Source organism: Streptosporangium oxazolinicum (genome assembly GCF_039537505.1).
In the GTDB taxonomy this organism is placed as follows: domain Bacteria; phylum Actinomycetota; class Actinomycetes; order Streptosporangiales; family Streptosporangiaceae; genus Streptosporangium; species Streptosporangium oxazolinicum.
The window spans coordinates 582,706-597,000 of the sequence record NZ_BAABAQ010000002.1; the positions used below are offsets into that span (position 1 = coordinate 582,706).

Genomic DNA, 14,295 nt, shown 5'->3' on the forward strand with positions numbered 1-14,295 from the left:
CTTTCTCGCGAGGAACCGGCCGGGCCGCCGGGGCGCCCGGCGGACCGGGATCGTCCTGGCGAGGCTGTGCTACAGGAGGACGCCGCTACAGGAGGGCGCCCCGGGGATCCTTCCCCGCGACCCGGCCGCGCAGCCACGTCGTGCGGACCACACCCGTCAGCGTCCTGCCGTGGTAGGGCGTGACCGGGTTCCTGTGGTGCAGGGCGGAGACGTCCACGGTGTGGACGGCGTCGGCGTCGAAGGCGACCAGGTCGGCGTCCGCGCCCTCGGCGATGGCGCCCTTGCCGCGCAGCCCGGCCAGCTCGGCCGGGCGTTCCGCCATCCAGCGGACGACGTCGCCCAGGCCGTGCCCGCGCCGGGCCGCCTCGGTCCAGACGGCGGTCAGGCCGAGTTGGAGGGAGGAGATCCCGCCCCAGGCGGCGGCGAAGTCGGGCACCTTCAGGTCGGGGGTGGACGGCGAGTGGTCGGAGACGACGCAGCCGAGGATCCCGTCGGCGAGGCCGCGCCAGAGTTCGTCGCGGTTGGCCGAGGAGCGGATCGGCGGGCAGCACTTGAACTGGGTGGCGCCCTCGGGCACCTCCTCGGCCATCAGCGTGAGGTAGTGCGGGCAGGTCTCCGCGGTGAGCCTGACCCCCTCCCGCCGGGCTCTCGCCAGCGGTTCCAGGCACAATGCGGACGACACGTGCAGGATGTGCGCCCGCACCCCGGTCTCCCCCGCCAGCGCGGCGACCCGTTCGACGGCGCGGCGCTCGGCCTCCCCCGGCCGGGAGTCGAGGAACTCCGGATATCCCGGCCCCTCGGGGTCGGCGAGCAGCGCGGGGTCCTCGGCGTGCACGATCAGCAGGCCGTCGAAGGAGGCGATCTCCACCATGGCGGCCCGCAGCCCGTCCGCGTCCAGCGGCGGGAACTCCTCCACGCCCGACGGGGACAGGAAGCACTTGAACCCGCGCACGCCCGCCTCGTGCAGCGGTCGCAGGTCACCGACGTTGCCGGGGATCGCCCCGCCCCAGAAGGCGACGTCCACCGCGCACTGCCCGTCCGCGGCCCTCCGCTTCACGGCGAGGGCGTCCGCGGTCACCGTCGGCGGCAGCGAGTTGAGCGGCATGTCCACGATCGTGGTCACCCCGCCCGCCGCGGCCGCCCGGGTGGCGGAGGCGAACCCCTCCCAGTGGGTGCGGCCGGGCTCGTTGACATGCACGTGGGTGTCGACCAGGCCGGGCAGCAGCGCGACGCCGCCGAGGTCGACCCACTCGACGGCGTTCAGCTCGGCGTCGTGGGCGTGCACCCCGACGATCCTCCCGTCCCGTACGGCGACCGCCGCCGGTCCCTCCCCTCCGGGCAGCACGGCCCGGAGAGACCGGATGACCAGATCCGGTACGTCCTCAACCCCTGCGCTCATCCGCTCTCCGTTCCTCGCCGCTTCTCAGAGGTGCCTTTCCGCGACCGTGCGGGCGAGCCGCTCCAGCAGCGGGCCCGCCTGGGACATGCACACGGCCGGGTCGGGCTCGATGTCGGTGAGCGCGTAGGCGGCCGTGATGCCCGCCGCGTTCAGCTCCTCGTCGCCGAGGCCGCGGCGCCCGCAGACCGCGACGACCGGGACCCCCGCCTTGGCGGCGGCGCTCGCGACCCCGGCGGGTGCCTTGCCGCGCAGCGTCTGCTCGTCGAGCGAGCCCTCACCGGTGACGACCAGGCGGGCGCCCTCAAGCCGGTCGCGGAAGCCGAGCAGCTCCAGGAGATAGTCGATGCCGGGACGGAAGTCGGCCGCCAGGAAGGCGAGCGCGGCGAAGCCCACTCCCCCCGCGGCGCCCGCGCCCGGCCGCCCCGCCACGCCCATCGAGCGGACGACGCCGTCGTGCTCGATGGCCCCGACCAGGCCGTGGGTGTGCGCGGCGACGGCGGCGAGCCGGGCGAGGGCCCGGTCGAGCAGCTTCACGTCGTCGGGGCTCGCGCCCTTCTGCGGTCCGTACACGGCGGCGGCGCCGTGCGGGCCGAGCAGCGGGTTGTCCACGTCGCCCGCGACGACGAACTCGACACCATCAATCGCAATAAGTCCGGATGTATCGATTTTTTCCAGGTCGCGGAGGGCCGCTCCCCCGAAGGGGAGTTCCCGTCCCCCGGCGTCCAGGAAGCGGACGCCGAGCGCCCGCATCATGCCCGCGCCGCCGTCGGTGCAGGCGCTGCCGCCGAGACCGAGCACGACCCGCCGGGCCCCCCGCCGTACGGCGTGGGCGATCAGCTCTCCGGTGCCGTGGCTGGTCGCGGTGAGCGGGGCCAGCTCGACGCCCTCGTGCGCGGGGGATCCCGCCGGGGCGGCGGGCCCGGAGGCGACCGGCAGTCGCCGCAGGCCGGACGCCTCGGCCAGCTCGACGACCGCCGTCGGCACGTCCCCTCCCGGAGGGGCGTCCTTTTGCGAGGAGGCGTCGCGCCAGGCGTAGGAGGCGAGGACCGGTTCGCCGACGGGGCCGGTGACCTCGACCTCGACGCGGGTGAACCCGCAGGCCACGACCGCGTCCACGGTGCCGTCACCGCCGTCGGCCACCGGCAGCGCGACCGTGGCGACGCCGGGCCCGAGGCCCGCCGCGACCCGCGCGGCGACCTCGGCGCCGGTCAGCGAGCCCTTGAACTTGTCCGGGGCGATCACGACATGTCCCGACGACTCAGACAACCCTGCTCCCTGGTGACGGATGGGGGGCACGCGTCCCCGGCCGGTACGAGCGGACGGGGGGCGGGTGCCGGATCCCGGTGAGACGGAGGACCATCATCACATCCACCCCGGTACGCCCTCGACGCCCGGTCCTCCCCGGAGGCGTCGCCGGGCGGCCGGAGGCGTCGCGGGACATCGAGCGGCGTAACGGGATATTGCAGGACACAACGGGGCGAAGTCGGCGGGCCCGCCTATCCTCCGACCTCCTTGCCCGCCGTGAAGCCCTGCTCCCCGGCCAGGCGCATGAGCCTGCGGTGCGCCTCGCCTCCCGCGCGGCCGAGTTCGTCCTGGGCGACGGTACGCAGCTCGTCGTCCTCGACGACGGTCTCGCCGCCGACCAGCAGCCGGGCCAGCGGGGGCTGCCGGGTGCCGAACACCAGGGCGCAGACCGGGTCGGCGACCGCGGAGGCGAACGCCCCGGTGCGCCAGAGGGCGATGTCGGCGAGCTTCCCGGCCTCCAGGGAGCCGAGCTCCTCCTGGCGGCCCAGGTTCCTCGCCCCGCCGAGGGTGGCGATCTCCAGGGCCTGGCGGGCGGTGAGCGCGGTGGGCCCGTACCTGGCCCGCTGGAACAGCAGGGCCTGCCGCATCTCGCCGGAGAGCGAGGTCAGCTCGGCGGAGGCGCTGCCGTCCACCCCCAGGCCGACGTTCGCGCCCCGGTGGAGCATCTCGGAGACGCGGGCGATCCCGGCGCCGAGGCGTCCGTTGGAGCTGGGGCAGTGCGCCGACCCCGTACCGGTCTGGGCGAAGACGTCGATGTCCCCGTCGCTCAGGTGGACGGCGTGGGCGAACCACACGTCCGGGCCGAGCCAGCCGAGCTTCTCCATGTAGTCGACCGGGCGCTGCCCGACCTGCCGCAGGCAGTGCTCCTCCTCGTCGAGGGTCTCGGCGAGGTGGGTGTGCAGGCGCACCCCCTTGGACCTGGCCAGCGCGGCGGCCTCGGTCATCAGGTCGGCACTGACGGAGAACGGCGAGCAGGGGGCGACCGCGACGCGGAGCATCGAGGAGAAGGACGGGTCGTGGTAGGTGTCGACGGCCTCGGCCGTCGCGTCGAGGATGTCGTCGAGCCGCTCGACCACGACGTCCGGCGGCAGGCCGCCCTGTGACTTCCCCCGGTCCATCGAGCCTCGGGCGGGGTGGAAGCGGAGGCCGACCTCCCGGGCCGCCTCGATCTCCGCGGCGAACAGGTCCCCGCGCCCGGAGGGGAAGATGTAGTGGTGGTCGCTGGAGGTGGTGCAACCGGACAGGGCCAGATAGCCCAGCCCCGCGCCCGCCGCGCCCCTGACGACCTCGGCGTCCATCGCGGCCCACACCTGGTAGAGCGCCGTCAGCCACTCGAACAGGGTGGCGTCCTGGGCGAGCCCCTGGGAGGCCCACTGGTAGAGGTGGTGGTGGGTGTTGACCAGTCCGGGGGTGGCGAGGCAGCCGGTGCCGTCGATCCTGACCGCTCCCGGGACGTCCGGCGCGGGGCCCGCGCCCAGGGCCGCGATCCTGTCGCCCTCGACGTGGATGTGCCCCGAGGGGATCTCCGGGCCCACCACCGGGGCGATGTGGACGTTCTCGATCAGGATGGAACTCACCGGGCCGCCTTCCGCATGGACGCGTTCTCGATCGGGGTGGAACTCACGGGGCCGCCTTCCGCGCGAACACGTTCTCGATCGGGGACGGGTTCACGAGACCGCCTTCCGCTCCGACGTTCTCGATCAGGGGAGAGCCCACGAGACCACCCTCCGCATGGACGTTCTCGATCGGGGCGGAGCTCACGAGGCCCCCGCCTTCCGCGCCGCGGCGAGCCGTACGGCGTCGAGGATCTTCTCGTAGCCGGTGCACCGGCACAGGTTGCCCGCCAGGGCCTCGCGGATCTCCGCGTCGGACGGCCGCGCGACCCGTTCGATCAGGTCATGGGCCTGGACGAGGAGGCCGGGGGTGCAGAAGCCACACTGGACGGCACCGCACTCGACGAAGGCCTCCTGGATCGGGTCGAGCCGGTCGCCGTCGGCGAGCCCCTCGACGGTACGGACCTGGCGTCCCTCGGCCTGCCCGGCCGCGACCAGGCACGCGCAGACGGGGATCCCGTCGAGATAGACCGTGCAGGAGCCGCACTCGCCCTGCTCGCACGCGTTCTTGGAACCCGGCAGGCCGACCCGCTCGCGCAGGACGTACAGGAGGCTCTCGCCCTCCCAGACGTCGTCGGCGGTCTCCGTGCGGCCGTTGACGGTGAAGGTGACACGCATCACCCGGCCCTCCTCTCGAAGTGTCCGGAGCGGAACTCGTTCCACGCCCAGGTGAGGGTGCGCCGCGCCATCACCGCGATGGCGTGGCGCCGGTAGTCGGCGGTGCCGCGCACGTCGTCGATCGGCGAGGCGGCCTCGGCGGCCAGCTCCCCGAAACGCCCGAGCACCGAGGGGTCGAGCCGGGCCTCCCAGTCGAGTTCGGCGGCGAGGAACTCCTCTGCGGCGACGGCGCGGCGGGGGGTCGGGGCGGCCGAGCCGATGCCGGTGCCGACCCGGCGCTCGCCGGGGCGCAGCGCGATCGCGAACGAGCAGACCGCGATCACCATGGCGTTGCGGGTGCCGACCTTGGAGAAGTACTGGGGACCGCTCGCGGGGCTCATCCGGAACGCCCGGATCAGCTCGTCGGCCTCCAGCGCGCTGCGCTTGACCCCGAGGTAGAAGTCGTCGGCCGGGATCATCCGCACGCCCCTGGCCGCGGACTCGACCTCGACGACCGCGTCCCCGGCCAGCAGCGGCGGGTGGCTGTCCCCGGCGGGCGAGGCCGCGCCGAGGTTGCCCCCCACGGTGCCCCGGTTGCGGATCTGTGGCGAGCCGACCGTGCGGGAGGCCTGCGCCAGGCCCGGCAGCCGGTCGCCCAGCTCGGCGATGAGCCGGGCGTACGTCACGCCCGCGCCGACCCTGAGCCTGCCGTCCGGCTCCTCGCTCCACCCCGCGAGCTCGGTGACCCGGTTCAGGTCGAGCAGCGCGGCGGGCCGCCGCACGTCGAAGTTGAGCTCGACCATCATGTCGGTGCCGCCCTGGATGGGGACCGCCTCCGGCCGGTCCGCCTTGGCGGCCAGTGCCTCCGCCCACGTGGCGGGTCGCAGGAAATCCATGATCGTCACTCCCAGGCGAAGCGGGCGTCGGGGGCGTCGTCGCGGAGCACACTGCCCTCGATCAGCCCGTACGGACGGTCGGCCGCGTAGAACACCTCGTTGGGGTTGTCCAGCCCGAACGGGGTGAGATCGACCAGGAAGTGGTGCTTGTTCGGCATCGCCAGGCGCACCTCGCAGACCTCCTCGCGGGCGTTCAGGACCCGCTCCCCCATCGCGTAGAGCGTCTGCTGCAGCGACAGGCTGTAGGTCTCGGCGAACGCCCCGAGCAGGTGGCGGCGCACCTCGTCGTACGACTCCCCGTACGCCGTCCCCCGCCCGGCCGCCACCGGCGGGTGCCGCCAGCGGGCCGAGACGGCGGTGGCCAGGACGCGGTCCTTGGTGGGGGGCAGGGTGGTGTACTCGTCCTCGATGAAGCCGGAGAACTCCGAGTCGGTCGAGTTGAGCACCACCAGGTCCCTCAGCCCGGAGACCACGGTGGTGGTGCCGTCCCGGTCGTGGTGGACGGCGCAGGTGCGCACCTCCCTTCCCGAGCGGACGAAGGAGTGCCCCCCGCCCTCCCCCGCCACCGGGATGCGGTCCCAGAAGTACTCCTCGATCTCCACGCGGGCGTGGTGGACGGTCGGCTGCGACTCCACGTAGTGGCGGGCCAGCAGGATCGCGAAGTCCTCGATCTCCGCCACGCCGTGCTTCCTGGCGAAGGCGTACACGGTGTTCTTCTGCGTGTCGGTCGGCAGGACCGCGGCGTTGTCGCCGGTGCGGTGGACCGCCTCCATGTCGCCGGACAGCGCCGAGCCGACGGTGACGTCCTTGACGTGGTGGACGCCGCCGTCCCTGACGACGCGGACCAGGCGGGTCTCCGCCTTGCCGTAGCGGTTGGGGCCGAGAACGACGGGCATGCTAGCTCCCTCGGTACGTCGAGTAGGCGAACGGGCTGAGCAGCAGGGGCACGTGGTGGTGCTCCCCGGGGTCCGTCACCGTGAAGTCGATCGAGACCCGGGGGTAGAAGGCGTCCACGGCGCGGGAGGCGAAGTAGCCGCCGGTGTCGAAGACCAGGCGGTGGTCGCCCGCCCCGCAGGTCCATCCCGCGATCCGCCCGTCGGCGTCGGTGACGCCCTCGGCGAGCACCTGGCCGTCCCTTTCCAGGCGTACGGCGACCCCCGCCGCGGGCCTGCCCAGGGCGGCGTCCAGCACGTGGGTGGACAGGCTCACGCGGCCCCCTTCCCGAGGAGTACGGAGTTCGTGACGGCTCCCGGAGGCGCGGGGCTCATGTGATGGCTCCCGGAGACGCGGGCCTCACGGGCGGCTCCCGGAGATGTGGGGCTCATGGCGCGGCCTCCAGGAGCTTCGCCAGCCGCAAACGGGTGATCTTCGCGAGTTCGGTCCTGACGACGTCCCGCTCGGTGTCCTCGTCGTTGCCGAGCCGCTCGGTGAGACGGGCCAGCATCTCCTCGGCCGACAGGCCGGTGGCGCAGATCAGGTAGATGTGGCCGAACCGCCGCTCGTAGGCGCGGTTGCCTTCCGCCAGCCGGTCGAGGACCTCCCGCCCGGCCGTGCCGACCCCCGCCTGCTCCCCGCGCGACCAGGCCGCCTCCCTCTCCGAGTGCCCCTCCGGGTGTATTTCCGAACGGCCGGGGGGCTCGGAACCCGTCACAGGTTCCGGGTGACCCGAATGGCCGTGCGGCGCGGAGCCCGCCACCGGACCGCCCTCGCGGGACGACTCCGCGGCGCGAGGCGGCTCGCCGATCCGGGGGTGGGCGGCCAGCGCCTCGCTGACGCCGGACCAGTCCAGCCCCAGCACGGCGGCCTCCGCCACCTCGGCCAGCCGGTCGAGGTCACGGTAGGGGCGCGACGCGGCCATCTCCCGGGCGAAGGCCCGGCAGGCGCAGCAGGCCAGCAGCCCGGTCTCGGCCTCCTCGGCGCCCAGCGCGTTGAACGCGGCCAGTCCCCGGACCGGCGGCGCGGAGTTCACCTTAGGCATGTGAGCAGTACACACACCGCCGGTGCGCGCGGTCCAGCGCCACGAACCGCAAACTGAGCCATGATTTGCCCCAGATTTTCGTAACATGCTCCAAAATCGCTGATCTTCGGCGCCCGCTCGTCCCCGTACCGTACGACCGGAGGACCCGCGGAGACGCGGGATCCGGCCCGTCACAGGTCACCGATCACCGGCTACGGGCCCGGCGAAACGGGCCGGGCCGCCCGTAGGAGCACCATCGGGTCGTCCCGTACGACCCTCGTCCCCGCCCTGCCCGCGCGAGCCGCCCACCCGTCCGCGGGCGCCGGACGACGACGGGTAGGTGGCGCCGGGTGACGCCGGGTGACAAGGAACACCGATCGCCGCAGACAGGGCGGCCCTCCGGGCGGCGCCTAAAATGGTGGCACTATGACTTCACTCTCTCCGATCGGCGGGCACGTCTCCGTCACCGGCGGCCTCGCCAAGGGCGGGCTGCGGTATGCCGCGGACATCGGTGCCGAGATGATCCAGGTGTTCGTCAGCAACCCCCGTGGCTGGGCGCTCGCCGCTGGCGACCCCGTCCAGGACGCCAAGCTGCTCGAATCGGGCGTGCTGTCCTTCGTACACGCCTCCTACCTCGTCAACGTGGGTTCTCCCAGCCCCGAGACGCTGGAGAAGTCGGTGGCCACCGTGCGGCACAACCTGCTGCGCGGCCACGCGATCGGCGCGAAGGGAGTGGTCATCCACACGGGATCGGCGGTGAGCCAGCCCCGTGACGCCGCCCTGCGCCAGTTGCACGAGCATCTCCTGCCGCTCCTGGAGGAGATCCCGGACGACGGGCCCGACCTGCTGCTGGAGTCGATGGCCGGGCAGGGCGGGGTGCTCTGCGCGACCGTCCAGGACCTGGAGCCCTACCTGGAGGCCCTCGACTGGCACCCGAAGGCGGGCGTCTGCTTCGACACCTGCCACGTCTTCTCCGCCGGGCACGACCTGTCGACCTCCGAGGGCGTCAAGGAGACCCTGGACGCCCTGCACGCGATCGCCCCGGGGCGGCTCAAGCTGGTCCACGCCAACGATTCCAAGGACCCGTGCGCCTCCAGGAGGGACCGGCACGAGAACATCGGTTCCGGCCACATCGGCGCCGCCTCCTTCGCCGAGATGATGCGCCACCCCGCGGTGGCGGGGGTGCCGTTCTGCATCGAGACGCCGGGCGGTGCCGAGAAGCACCGCGAGGACATCGAGGTGCTCAAGAAACTCCGCGACGGCTGACGCGACGACCGGTCCCCCTCCGGCGTCCATCGGCCAGGAGGGCCGCGTCACCAGAATCCACGAGATCGGATGGGACGACCCGTCCACCGGCCGGGAGGTCCGCGTCAACGGGATCCGCGAGGTCGGACGGGACGCCCGTCCTCGTGATCCGACCGCCCCCGTGTGGCCGGATCACGGTCCGGCCCGTCGGCTAGCGCGGGCGTCCCGTCATATCGGAGATCGGCGGCCCCTCCCCTTCCGGCCAAGGACCCGGCGGCCGAGTGACCGGATGTCACCGGTTCTCAACGGTCACCCGGCGTCCGCGCGTCAGACCTTGTGCGAACCTTCCGGCTCTGTCCCCCCTGACGCGGCGGGTCCCGCTCTCCGATGAGGGAACACTAGAGGCGCGTCCAGACGCGTGAGCGGCGCTTTCCCCCCAGCGCGATTAACGGTTCGTAGTTGTCGATGTGCGGAGAGTGCCGCCACGACGAACGGCCGTCGCCGGACGACGAACGGTCGATCAGGGGCTCATGAGGCCCCTGTGACCACCGGTGCGGGAAATCCCTGCGGGACGTACGAAGGACGTGCCGACGAACGGGATCCAGGATCAGAGGTCCGGCGACGGCAGGTGGGCGCCCAGGACGCGGGTCGTCACCCGGGCCACGGCCGGGGCGACGGCCGGACACCCGGCGGCCGGGGGCGGGCGTGCCGGGGTCCACACGGGCGTGAATCGCCGTACGGGGGCGTATGGGCACGGAGACGGGAGCCGTAGACCCGTGGGTGACGAGGGGCGGCGAGGGGTCTCGTACGGCGGTTCGTGCGGCCACGAGGGAGCGAAGGGCCCGCCCATGACCACGCGCGGCGCCGCCGCGTACGGGCTCCCGCCGGTCGGCACCAGACTGGTGGAGACCCCCGCCGTGCGGCGCCGCCGCGTACGGGCTTCCATCCGAGTCCGGCAGACTCGCCGCACGAGCCCACGAGCCCACGAGCCCACGAGCCCTCTGCGACCCCTGAACCCCCCTGAGGCCCATGAAGCCCAAAGGCCAGAAAGTGGAGAACGGGCGGGACGCGATCCGCGAAGAAGACGGCGGCGGCTACCGCAGGGCGGCGGAGGGCAGCGGCCTGGCCCGGACCACGCCGGGAACGGCCGGACGGTCACGGAACTGGCGGATGAGCCGCTCACGGACCTGGCGGGTGTGGCGGCGGCTGACCGGGAGCGTCTCGGTGCCCACCCTGAGCGTCACCCGGCCGCCGTCGAAACGCAGCTCGCTCACGTGCCGTACCGAGACCAGCGTGCTGCGGTGCACCCTGATGAACCCCGAACCGGCCCAGCGCCGCTCCAGGGCGGCGAGCGGCATGCGGACCAGGTAGCTGCCCTCGTCGGTGTGCAGCCGGACGTAGTCGCCCTGCGCCTCGGCGAACCAGACGGCCTGCTGGGGCACGAACCTCGTCCGCCCGGCGAGCTCGACCGGGATGACGTCCTCGGGCACGGGGTCGGCCGCCGCGGGTGTCATGGACTCCAGGCGCCGTACCGTCTCCGCCAGCCGGTCGGCCCTGATCGGCTTGAGCAGGTAGTCGACCGCCTCCAGCTCGAAGGCCTGCACCGCGCACTCCTCGTGGGCGGTGACGAAGACCAGCCGGGGCGGGTTGGGGAAGCCCGCGATGAGCCTGGCCAGGTCGAGGCCGTCGAGGCCGGGCATCCGGATGTCGAGGAAGACCCCGTCCAGCCGCTCGCCCGTGCCGATCATCTGGACCATGTCCTGGAGCGCGGTGACGCCGCCCACGGCGGTGGAGACGTGCTCGATACGGGGGTCCTGGCGGAGGAGATAGGCGATCTCCTCAAGAGCGGGGACCTCGTCGTCAACGGCCAGGACTCGCAACATGACCCTACGCTGCCCCCTGAACCACATCCGCCGCAAGCCTCATGACAACTTCAGGTAATGCTTTGACTACAAATAGCTACTGACGAGGGGGCTTGGGGACGCGGAGCCTCACCGTGGTGCCCGCGTTCGGGGCACTCTCCACGACCAGGCCGTAGTCCTCGCCGTAGATCTGGCGGAACCGCACGTCGACTCCGGCCAGCCCGATCCCGCCCTCCTCACCTCCGTACGAATCCCCGTACGAGTCCCCGTACGAGTCGCCATGTGAGTCCCCGTACGGCTCCCCCCGAGGGGGGCCGCCGTCGAGGAGCAGCCGGGTCCGCTCGGGCGGCATGCCCAGGCCGTCGTCCTCCACGCTGATGTGGGCTTCGGGCCCGGCGTCGCTGACCACCACCCGGACCTCGCCGCGACGTCCCGCCGCGGCCACCCCGTGCTTGACGGCGTTCTCCACCAGGGGCTGCAGACAGAGGAAGGGGACGGAGAGCGACAACACCTCCGGCGCGACCCTGAGGGTGACGTGGAGCCGGTCGCCGAACCTGGCACGTTCCAGGAGCAGGTAGCGGTCCACGCAGTGCAGTTCCTCGGCGAGGGTGGCGAAGTCTCGGACCCGGCGCAGCGCGTACCGGTTGAAGTCGGCGAACTCGACCAGCAGCTCCCGCGCCCGGTCGGGGTCGGTGCGGACGAACGAAGCGATCGTGGTCAGCGCGTTGTAGACGAAGTGGGGGGACATCTGGGCGCGCAGCACCCGCATCTCGGCCTCCATCGTCCGCCGCCGCGAGGAGTCGACCTCGGCCAGCTCCAGCTGCCCCGAGACCCATCGGGCGACCTCGATGACGGTCCGCGCCAGCGCCGCGCTCACCACGGTGTCGTACGCGGCGAGCGCGCCGACCACCCGTCCGTCGACGGTGAGCGGTACGACGACGCCGCCCCGGATGGCGCAGCCCGGCGTGTCGCAGGTCAGTTCGTCTCCGGCCACCACACGAGGGCGGGCCGAGGCGAGGACGGCACGGGCGTGCTCGGGCACGTGGTCGCGGTGGCAGCCTGCCGCGCCGTCCCAGGCGAGCAGGCCGTCGGTGCCGGTGACCGCGATGGCGCTGGTGCCCAGCAGGGCGCGCAGGTGGCGGACCGCCTTGCGGGCGGACTCGCGGGTGAGCCCGGCCCGCAGCGAGGGGGCCGCCATCGCCGCGATGTGCAACGCTAGGAAGGTGGCCTCGTCCGTCGGCCCCCCCGAACGGTCCGGGTGCTCCCGGCGCGGGCGGGGCAGGAAGAATCCGAGGAGGGTGCTGAAGGCGCAGAGCAGCACCCAGCCGGTGGTCGACATGCGGGAAACGGTAGTCAACCCACCCCTCTGATCAGGGGCGAACGCCGATCACGGCGGACCTTCGCCCGCTTCCTCCTGATAGGAGTAGCGCTGCTCACGCCAGGGGTCGGCGATGTTGTGGTAGCCGCGCTCCTCCCAGAAGCCCCGTTTGTCCTCCAGTAGGTACTCCACGGCGCGGACCCACTTGACGCTCTTCCAGGCGTACAGGTGCGGGACGATCATCCGCACCGGGAAGCCGCGCTCCGGGGAGATGGGCTTCTCGTCGAACTCCATCGCGAACATCGTCTGGGAGCGGGTGAAGTCGCCGATGCGGATGTTGGCGCTGTAGCCGTACTCGCCCCAGATCATCACGTGCCTCACGCCGGGCGCGGGCGGGGCGATCTCCATCAGCGTCGCCGTGGACACCCCGTTCCACTCGTTGCCCATGATCGAGAACTTGGTGACGCAGTGGAAGTCGGCCACGATCGTGGTGCGCGGCAGCTCGGAGAACTGGGGCCAGGTGAAGCGGTGCTGCTCGCCCGAGGCGGTCGCCCCCATGACGTGCAGCTGCCAGGTCGCGGGACGGAACGTGGGCACCCGGCCGTAGTGGATGACGGGCCTGCCCCGGGGGACGTACTGGCCCGGGGGCAGGCGAGGCTCCTCCGAAGGTTCGGGCTGCTCCACCATCACTCCCCTCGCCGTTTCCCCCATGACACGGGGTAATCCTGCCACCGTGGCTTTCCCGCCCTCTCGGTGGCCACCGCATAGCCCCCTTCCCCGGCCCGCCTCCGGGTCACCGGAAAGGCGTGTTCTCTCCGTGCGCTATCATTTGCCGCTATGCGCACCGCGTTCTGGTTTTGGTATGGCGACGGACCCTCAGGTCGGACCGTTCGCCTCCAGATGCTGCGCTGACAGCCTGGCGAACAGAAGGCCCCGGGTCCGGTTTTCGGACCCGGGGCCTTCTGCTTTTCCCGGCCTTCGTCGAGAACGTCACCACCACAGAGACCAACGGGGCCCGCCGGGACGGGCGGGCCCCGGCGGAGTGATCGAGAGGGAGAGAAATGGTCATCGTCATGGGTCCCGGCGCCACGCGGGAGGACGTCGAGGCGATCGTGGAGATCATCGACGCGGCGGGCGGCGAGGCGTTCGTCAGCCGGGGCGTGAGCCGCACGATCATCGGCCTGGTCGGCGACATCGCCCAGCTGGCCACCCTCGACCTGCGGGGGATGCCGGGGGTGGCCGACGTGATGCGGGTGAGCGCGCCGTACAAGCTGGTGAGCCGCGACAACCATCCCGAGCGGTCCACCGTCCGCGTCGGCGGCGTGCCGATCGGGCCGGGCACGGTCACCCTGATCGCCGGGCCGTGCGCGGTGGAGACGCCTCAGCAGACCCTGGAGGCCGCCCTGATGGCGAAGGCGGCCGGGGCCACCCTGCTGCGCGGCGGCGCCTACAAGCCCCGCACCTCCCCGTACGCCTTCCAGGGGCTCGGCGAGGCGGGCCTGCGCATCCTCGCCGACGTACGCGAGCGGACCGGGCTCCCCGTCGTCACCGAGGTCGTCGACGCGAACGACGTGGAGCTGGTGGCCTCCTACGCCGACATGCTCCAGGTCGGCACCCGTAACGCGCAGAACTTCGCGCTGCTGCAGGCCGTCGGCGCGGCGGGCAAGCCGGTGATGCTCAAGCGCGGGATGAGCGCCACCATCGAGGAGTGGCTGATGGCCGCCGAGTACGTCGCCCAGCGCGGCAACCTCGACATCGTGCTGTGCGAGCGCGGCATCCGCACCTTCGAGACCGCGACCCGCAACACCCTGGACGTCTCGGCGGTGCCGCTCGCCCAGCGGCTGTCGCACCTGCCGGTGATCGTCGACCCGTCCCACTCCGGCGGGCACCGCGACCTGGTCCTGCCGCTCACCCGCGCGGCCATCGCGGTCGGCGCCGACGGCGTGATCATCGATGTCCACCCGCATCCCGAGCAGGCCCTCTGCGACGGCCCCCAGGCGCTGGTCGACGGCGACCTGGACGAGCTCGCCCAGGTGATGGAGCACCTCCCGCCGCTGCTGGGCAAGGTCGCCGCCGGTGACCTCCTCGCCCCCGCCTGACACC

Annotated in this window: 13 protein-coding genes; 2 read left to right on the plus strand and 11 right to left on the minus strand. The window is 72.7% G+C overall.

Annotation, left to right across the window (positions count from 1 at the left end):
• Positions 1–85: 85 nt before the first annotated feature.
• The 8 genes from allB to ABD817_RS07600 all read right to left on the minus strand — a co-directional run bounded on the left by allB (position 86) and on the right by ABD817_RS07600 (position 7,788).
• A complete protein-coding gene (allB, locus tag ABD817_RS07565) occupies positions 86–1,399 on the minus strand; it encodes an allantoinase AllB (protein ID WP_344916403.1) in 1,314 nt (437 codons plus the stop codon).
• A gap of 24 nt (positions 1,400–1,423) precedes the next feature.
• Positions 1,424–2,665, minus strand: a complete 1,242-nt coding sequence (locus ABD817_RS07570) for a glycerate kinase (RefSeq protein WP_344916405.1) — start codon at positions 2,663–2,665, stop codon at positions 1,424–1,426.
• Between the two features lie 230 nt (positions 2,666–2,895).
• Positions 2,896–4,281: an 8-oxoguanine deaminase gene (locus ABD817_RS07575; RefSeq protein ID WP_344916407.1), complete on the minus strand. Its 1,386-nt coding sequence runs from the start codon at positions 4,279–4,281 to the stop codon at positions 2,896–2,898.
• A 180-nt stretch (positions 4,282–4,461) separates the two neighbouring features.
• Positions 4,462–4,935 (minus strand): (2Fe-2S)-binding protein, encoded by a 474-nt coding sequence (locus tag ABD817_RS07580; protein ID WP_344916409.1) that lies wholly within the window; start codon positions 4,933–4,935, stop codon positions 4,462–4,464.
• A complete protein-coding gene (locus ABD817_RS07585; RefSeq protein WP_344916411.1) occupies positions 4,935–5,810 on the minus strand; it encodes an FAD binding domain-containing protein in 876 nt (291 codons plus the stop codon). Before ABD817_RS07585 ends, ABD817_RS07580 begins: the two co-directional genes overlap by 1 nt.
• Before the next feature lie 5 nt (positions 5,811–5,815).
• Positions 5,816–6,706 (minus strand): factor-independent urate hydroxylase, encoded by an 891-nt coding sequence (gene pucL / locus ABD817_RS07590; RefSeq protein ID WP_344916414.1) that lies wholly within the window; start codon positions 6,704–6,706, stop codon positions 5,816–5,818.
• 1 nt (position 6,707) lies between these two features.
• Entirely contained in the window at positions 6,708–7,019 is a 312-nt protein-coding gene (gene uraH / locus ABD817_RS07595; protein WP_344916416.1) for a hydroxyisourate hydrolase, read from the minus strand.
• A 112-nt stretch (positions 7,020–7,131) separates the two neighbouring features.
• Positions 7,132–7,788, minus strand: a complete 657-nt coding sequence (locus ABD817_RS07600; protein ID WP_344916418.1) for a 2-oxo-4-hydroxy-4-carboxy-5-ureidoimidazoline decarboxylase — start codon at positions 7,786–7,788, stop codon at positions 7,132–7,134.
• A gap of 405 nt (positions 7,789–8,193) precedes the next feature.
• Between ABD817_RS07600 and ABD817_RS07605 the strand changes: the two genes are divergently transcribed.
• Positions 8,194–9,033, plus strand: a complete 840-nt coding sequence (locus tag ABD817_RS07605; protein WP_344916420.1) for a deoxyribonuclease IV — start codon at positions 8,194–8,196, stop codon at positions 9,031–9,033.
• Positions 9,034–10,106: 1,073 nt separating this feature from the next.
• Here ABD817_RS07605 and ABD817_RS07610 read toward each other — a convergent pair.
• The 3 genes from ABD817_RS07610 to ABD817_RS07620 form a co-directional block, all read right to left on the minus strand.
• Positions 10,107–10,895, minus strand: a complete 789-nt coding sequence (locus ABD817_RS07610; protein ID WP_344916422.1) for a LytR/AlgR family response regulator transcription factor — start codon at positions 10,893–10,895, stop codon at positions 10,107–10,109.
• 76 nt (positions 10,896–10,971) lie between these two features.
• Positions 10,972–12,213, minus strand: coding sequence for a histidine kinase (locus ABD817_RS07615; protein ID WP_344916424.1), 1,242 nt, complete (start codon positions 12,211–12,213; stop codon positions 10,972–10,974).
• A 48-nt stretch (positions 12,214–12,261) separates the two neighbouring features.
• Positions 12,262–12,903, minus strand: a complete 642-nt coding sequence (locus ABD817_RS07620; RefSeq protein WP_344916426.1) for a molybdopterin-dependent oxidoreductase — start codon at positions 12,901–12,903, stop codon at positions 12,262–12,264.
• Between the two features lie 350 nt (positions 12,904–13,253).
• On the opposite strand from ABD817_RS07620, the gene aroF reads away from it, so the two are divergent.
• Positions 13,254–14,291, plus strand: a complete 1,038-nt coding sequence (aroF, locus tag ABD817_RS07625; RefSeq protein ID WP_344916428.1) for a 3-deoxy-7-phosphoheptulonate synthase — start codon at positions 13,254–13,256, stop codon at positions 14,289–14,291.
• Positions 14,292–14,295 lie beyond the last annotated feature (4 nt).

What these genes read in the sequence shown, in the direction of transcription:
- allB (WP_344916403.1), bottom strand. Translation starts at nt 1,399, where the DNA reads ATGAGCGCAGGGGTTGAGGACGTACCGGATCTGGTCATCCGGTCTCTC.
- ABD817_RS07580 (WP_344916409.1), bottom strand. Translation starts at nt 4,935, where the DNA reads ATGCGTGTCACCTTCACCGTCAACGGCCGCACGGAGACCGCCGACGAC.
- ABD817_RS07585 (WP_344916411.1), bottom strand. Translation starts at nt 5,810, where the DNA reads ATGGATTTCCTGCGACCCGCCACGTGGGCGGAGGCACTGGCCGCCAAG.
- pucL (WP_344916414.1), bottom strand. Translation starts at nt 6,706, where the DNA reads ATGCCCGTCGTTCTCGGCCCCAACCGCTACGGCAAGGCGGAGACCCGC.
- ABD817_RS07600 (WP_344916418.1), bottom strand. Translation starts at nt 7,788, where the DNA reads ATGCCTAAGGTGAACTCCGCGCCGCCGGTCCGGGGACTGGCCGCGTTC.
- ABD817_RS07605 (WP_344916420.1), top strand. Translation starts at nt 8,194, where the DNA reads ATGACTTCACTCTCTCCGATCGGCGGGCACGTCTCCGTCACCGGCGGC.
- ABD817_RS07610 (WP_344916422.1), bottom strand. Translation starts at nt 10,895, where the DNA reads ATGTTGCGAGTCCTGGCCGTTGACGACGAGGTCCCCGCTCTTGAGGAG.
- ABD817_RS07615 (WP_344916424.1), bottom strand. Translation starts at nt 12,213, where the DNA reads ATGTCGACCACCGGCTGGGTGCTGCTCTGCGCCTTCAGCACCCTCCTC.
- ABD817_RS07620 (WP_344916426.1), bottom strand. Translation starts at nt 12,903, where the DNA reads ATGGGGGAAACGGCGAGGGGAGTGATGGTGGAGCAGCCCGAACCTTCG.
- aroF (WP_344916428.1), top strand. Translation starts at nt 13,254, where the DNA reads ATGGTCATCGTCATGGGTCCCGGCGCCACGCGGGAGGACGTCGAGGCG.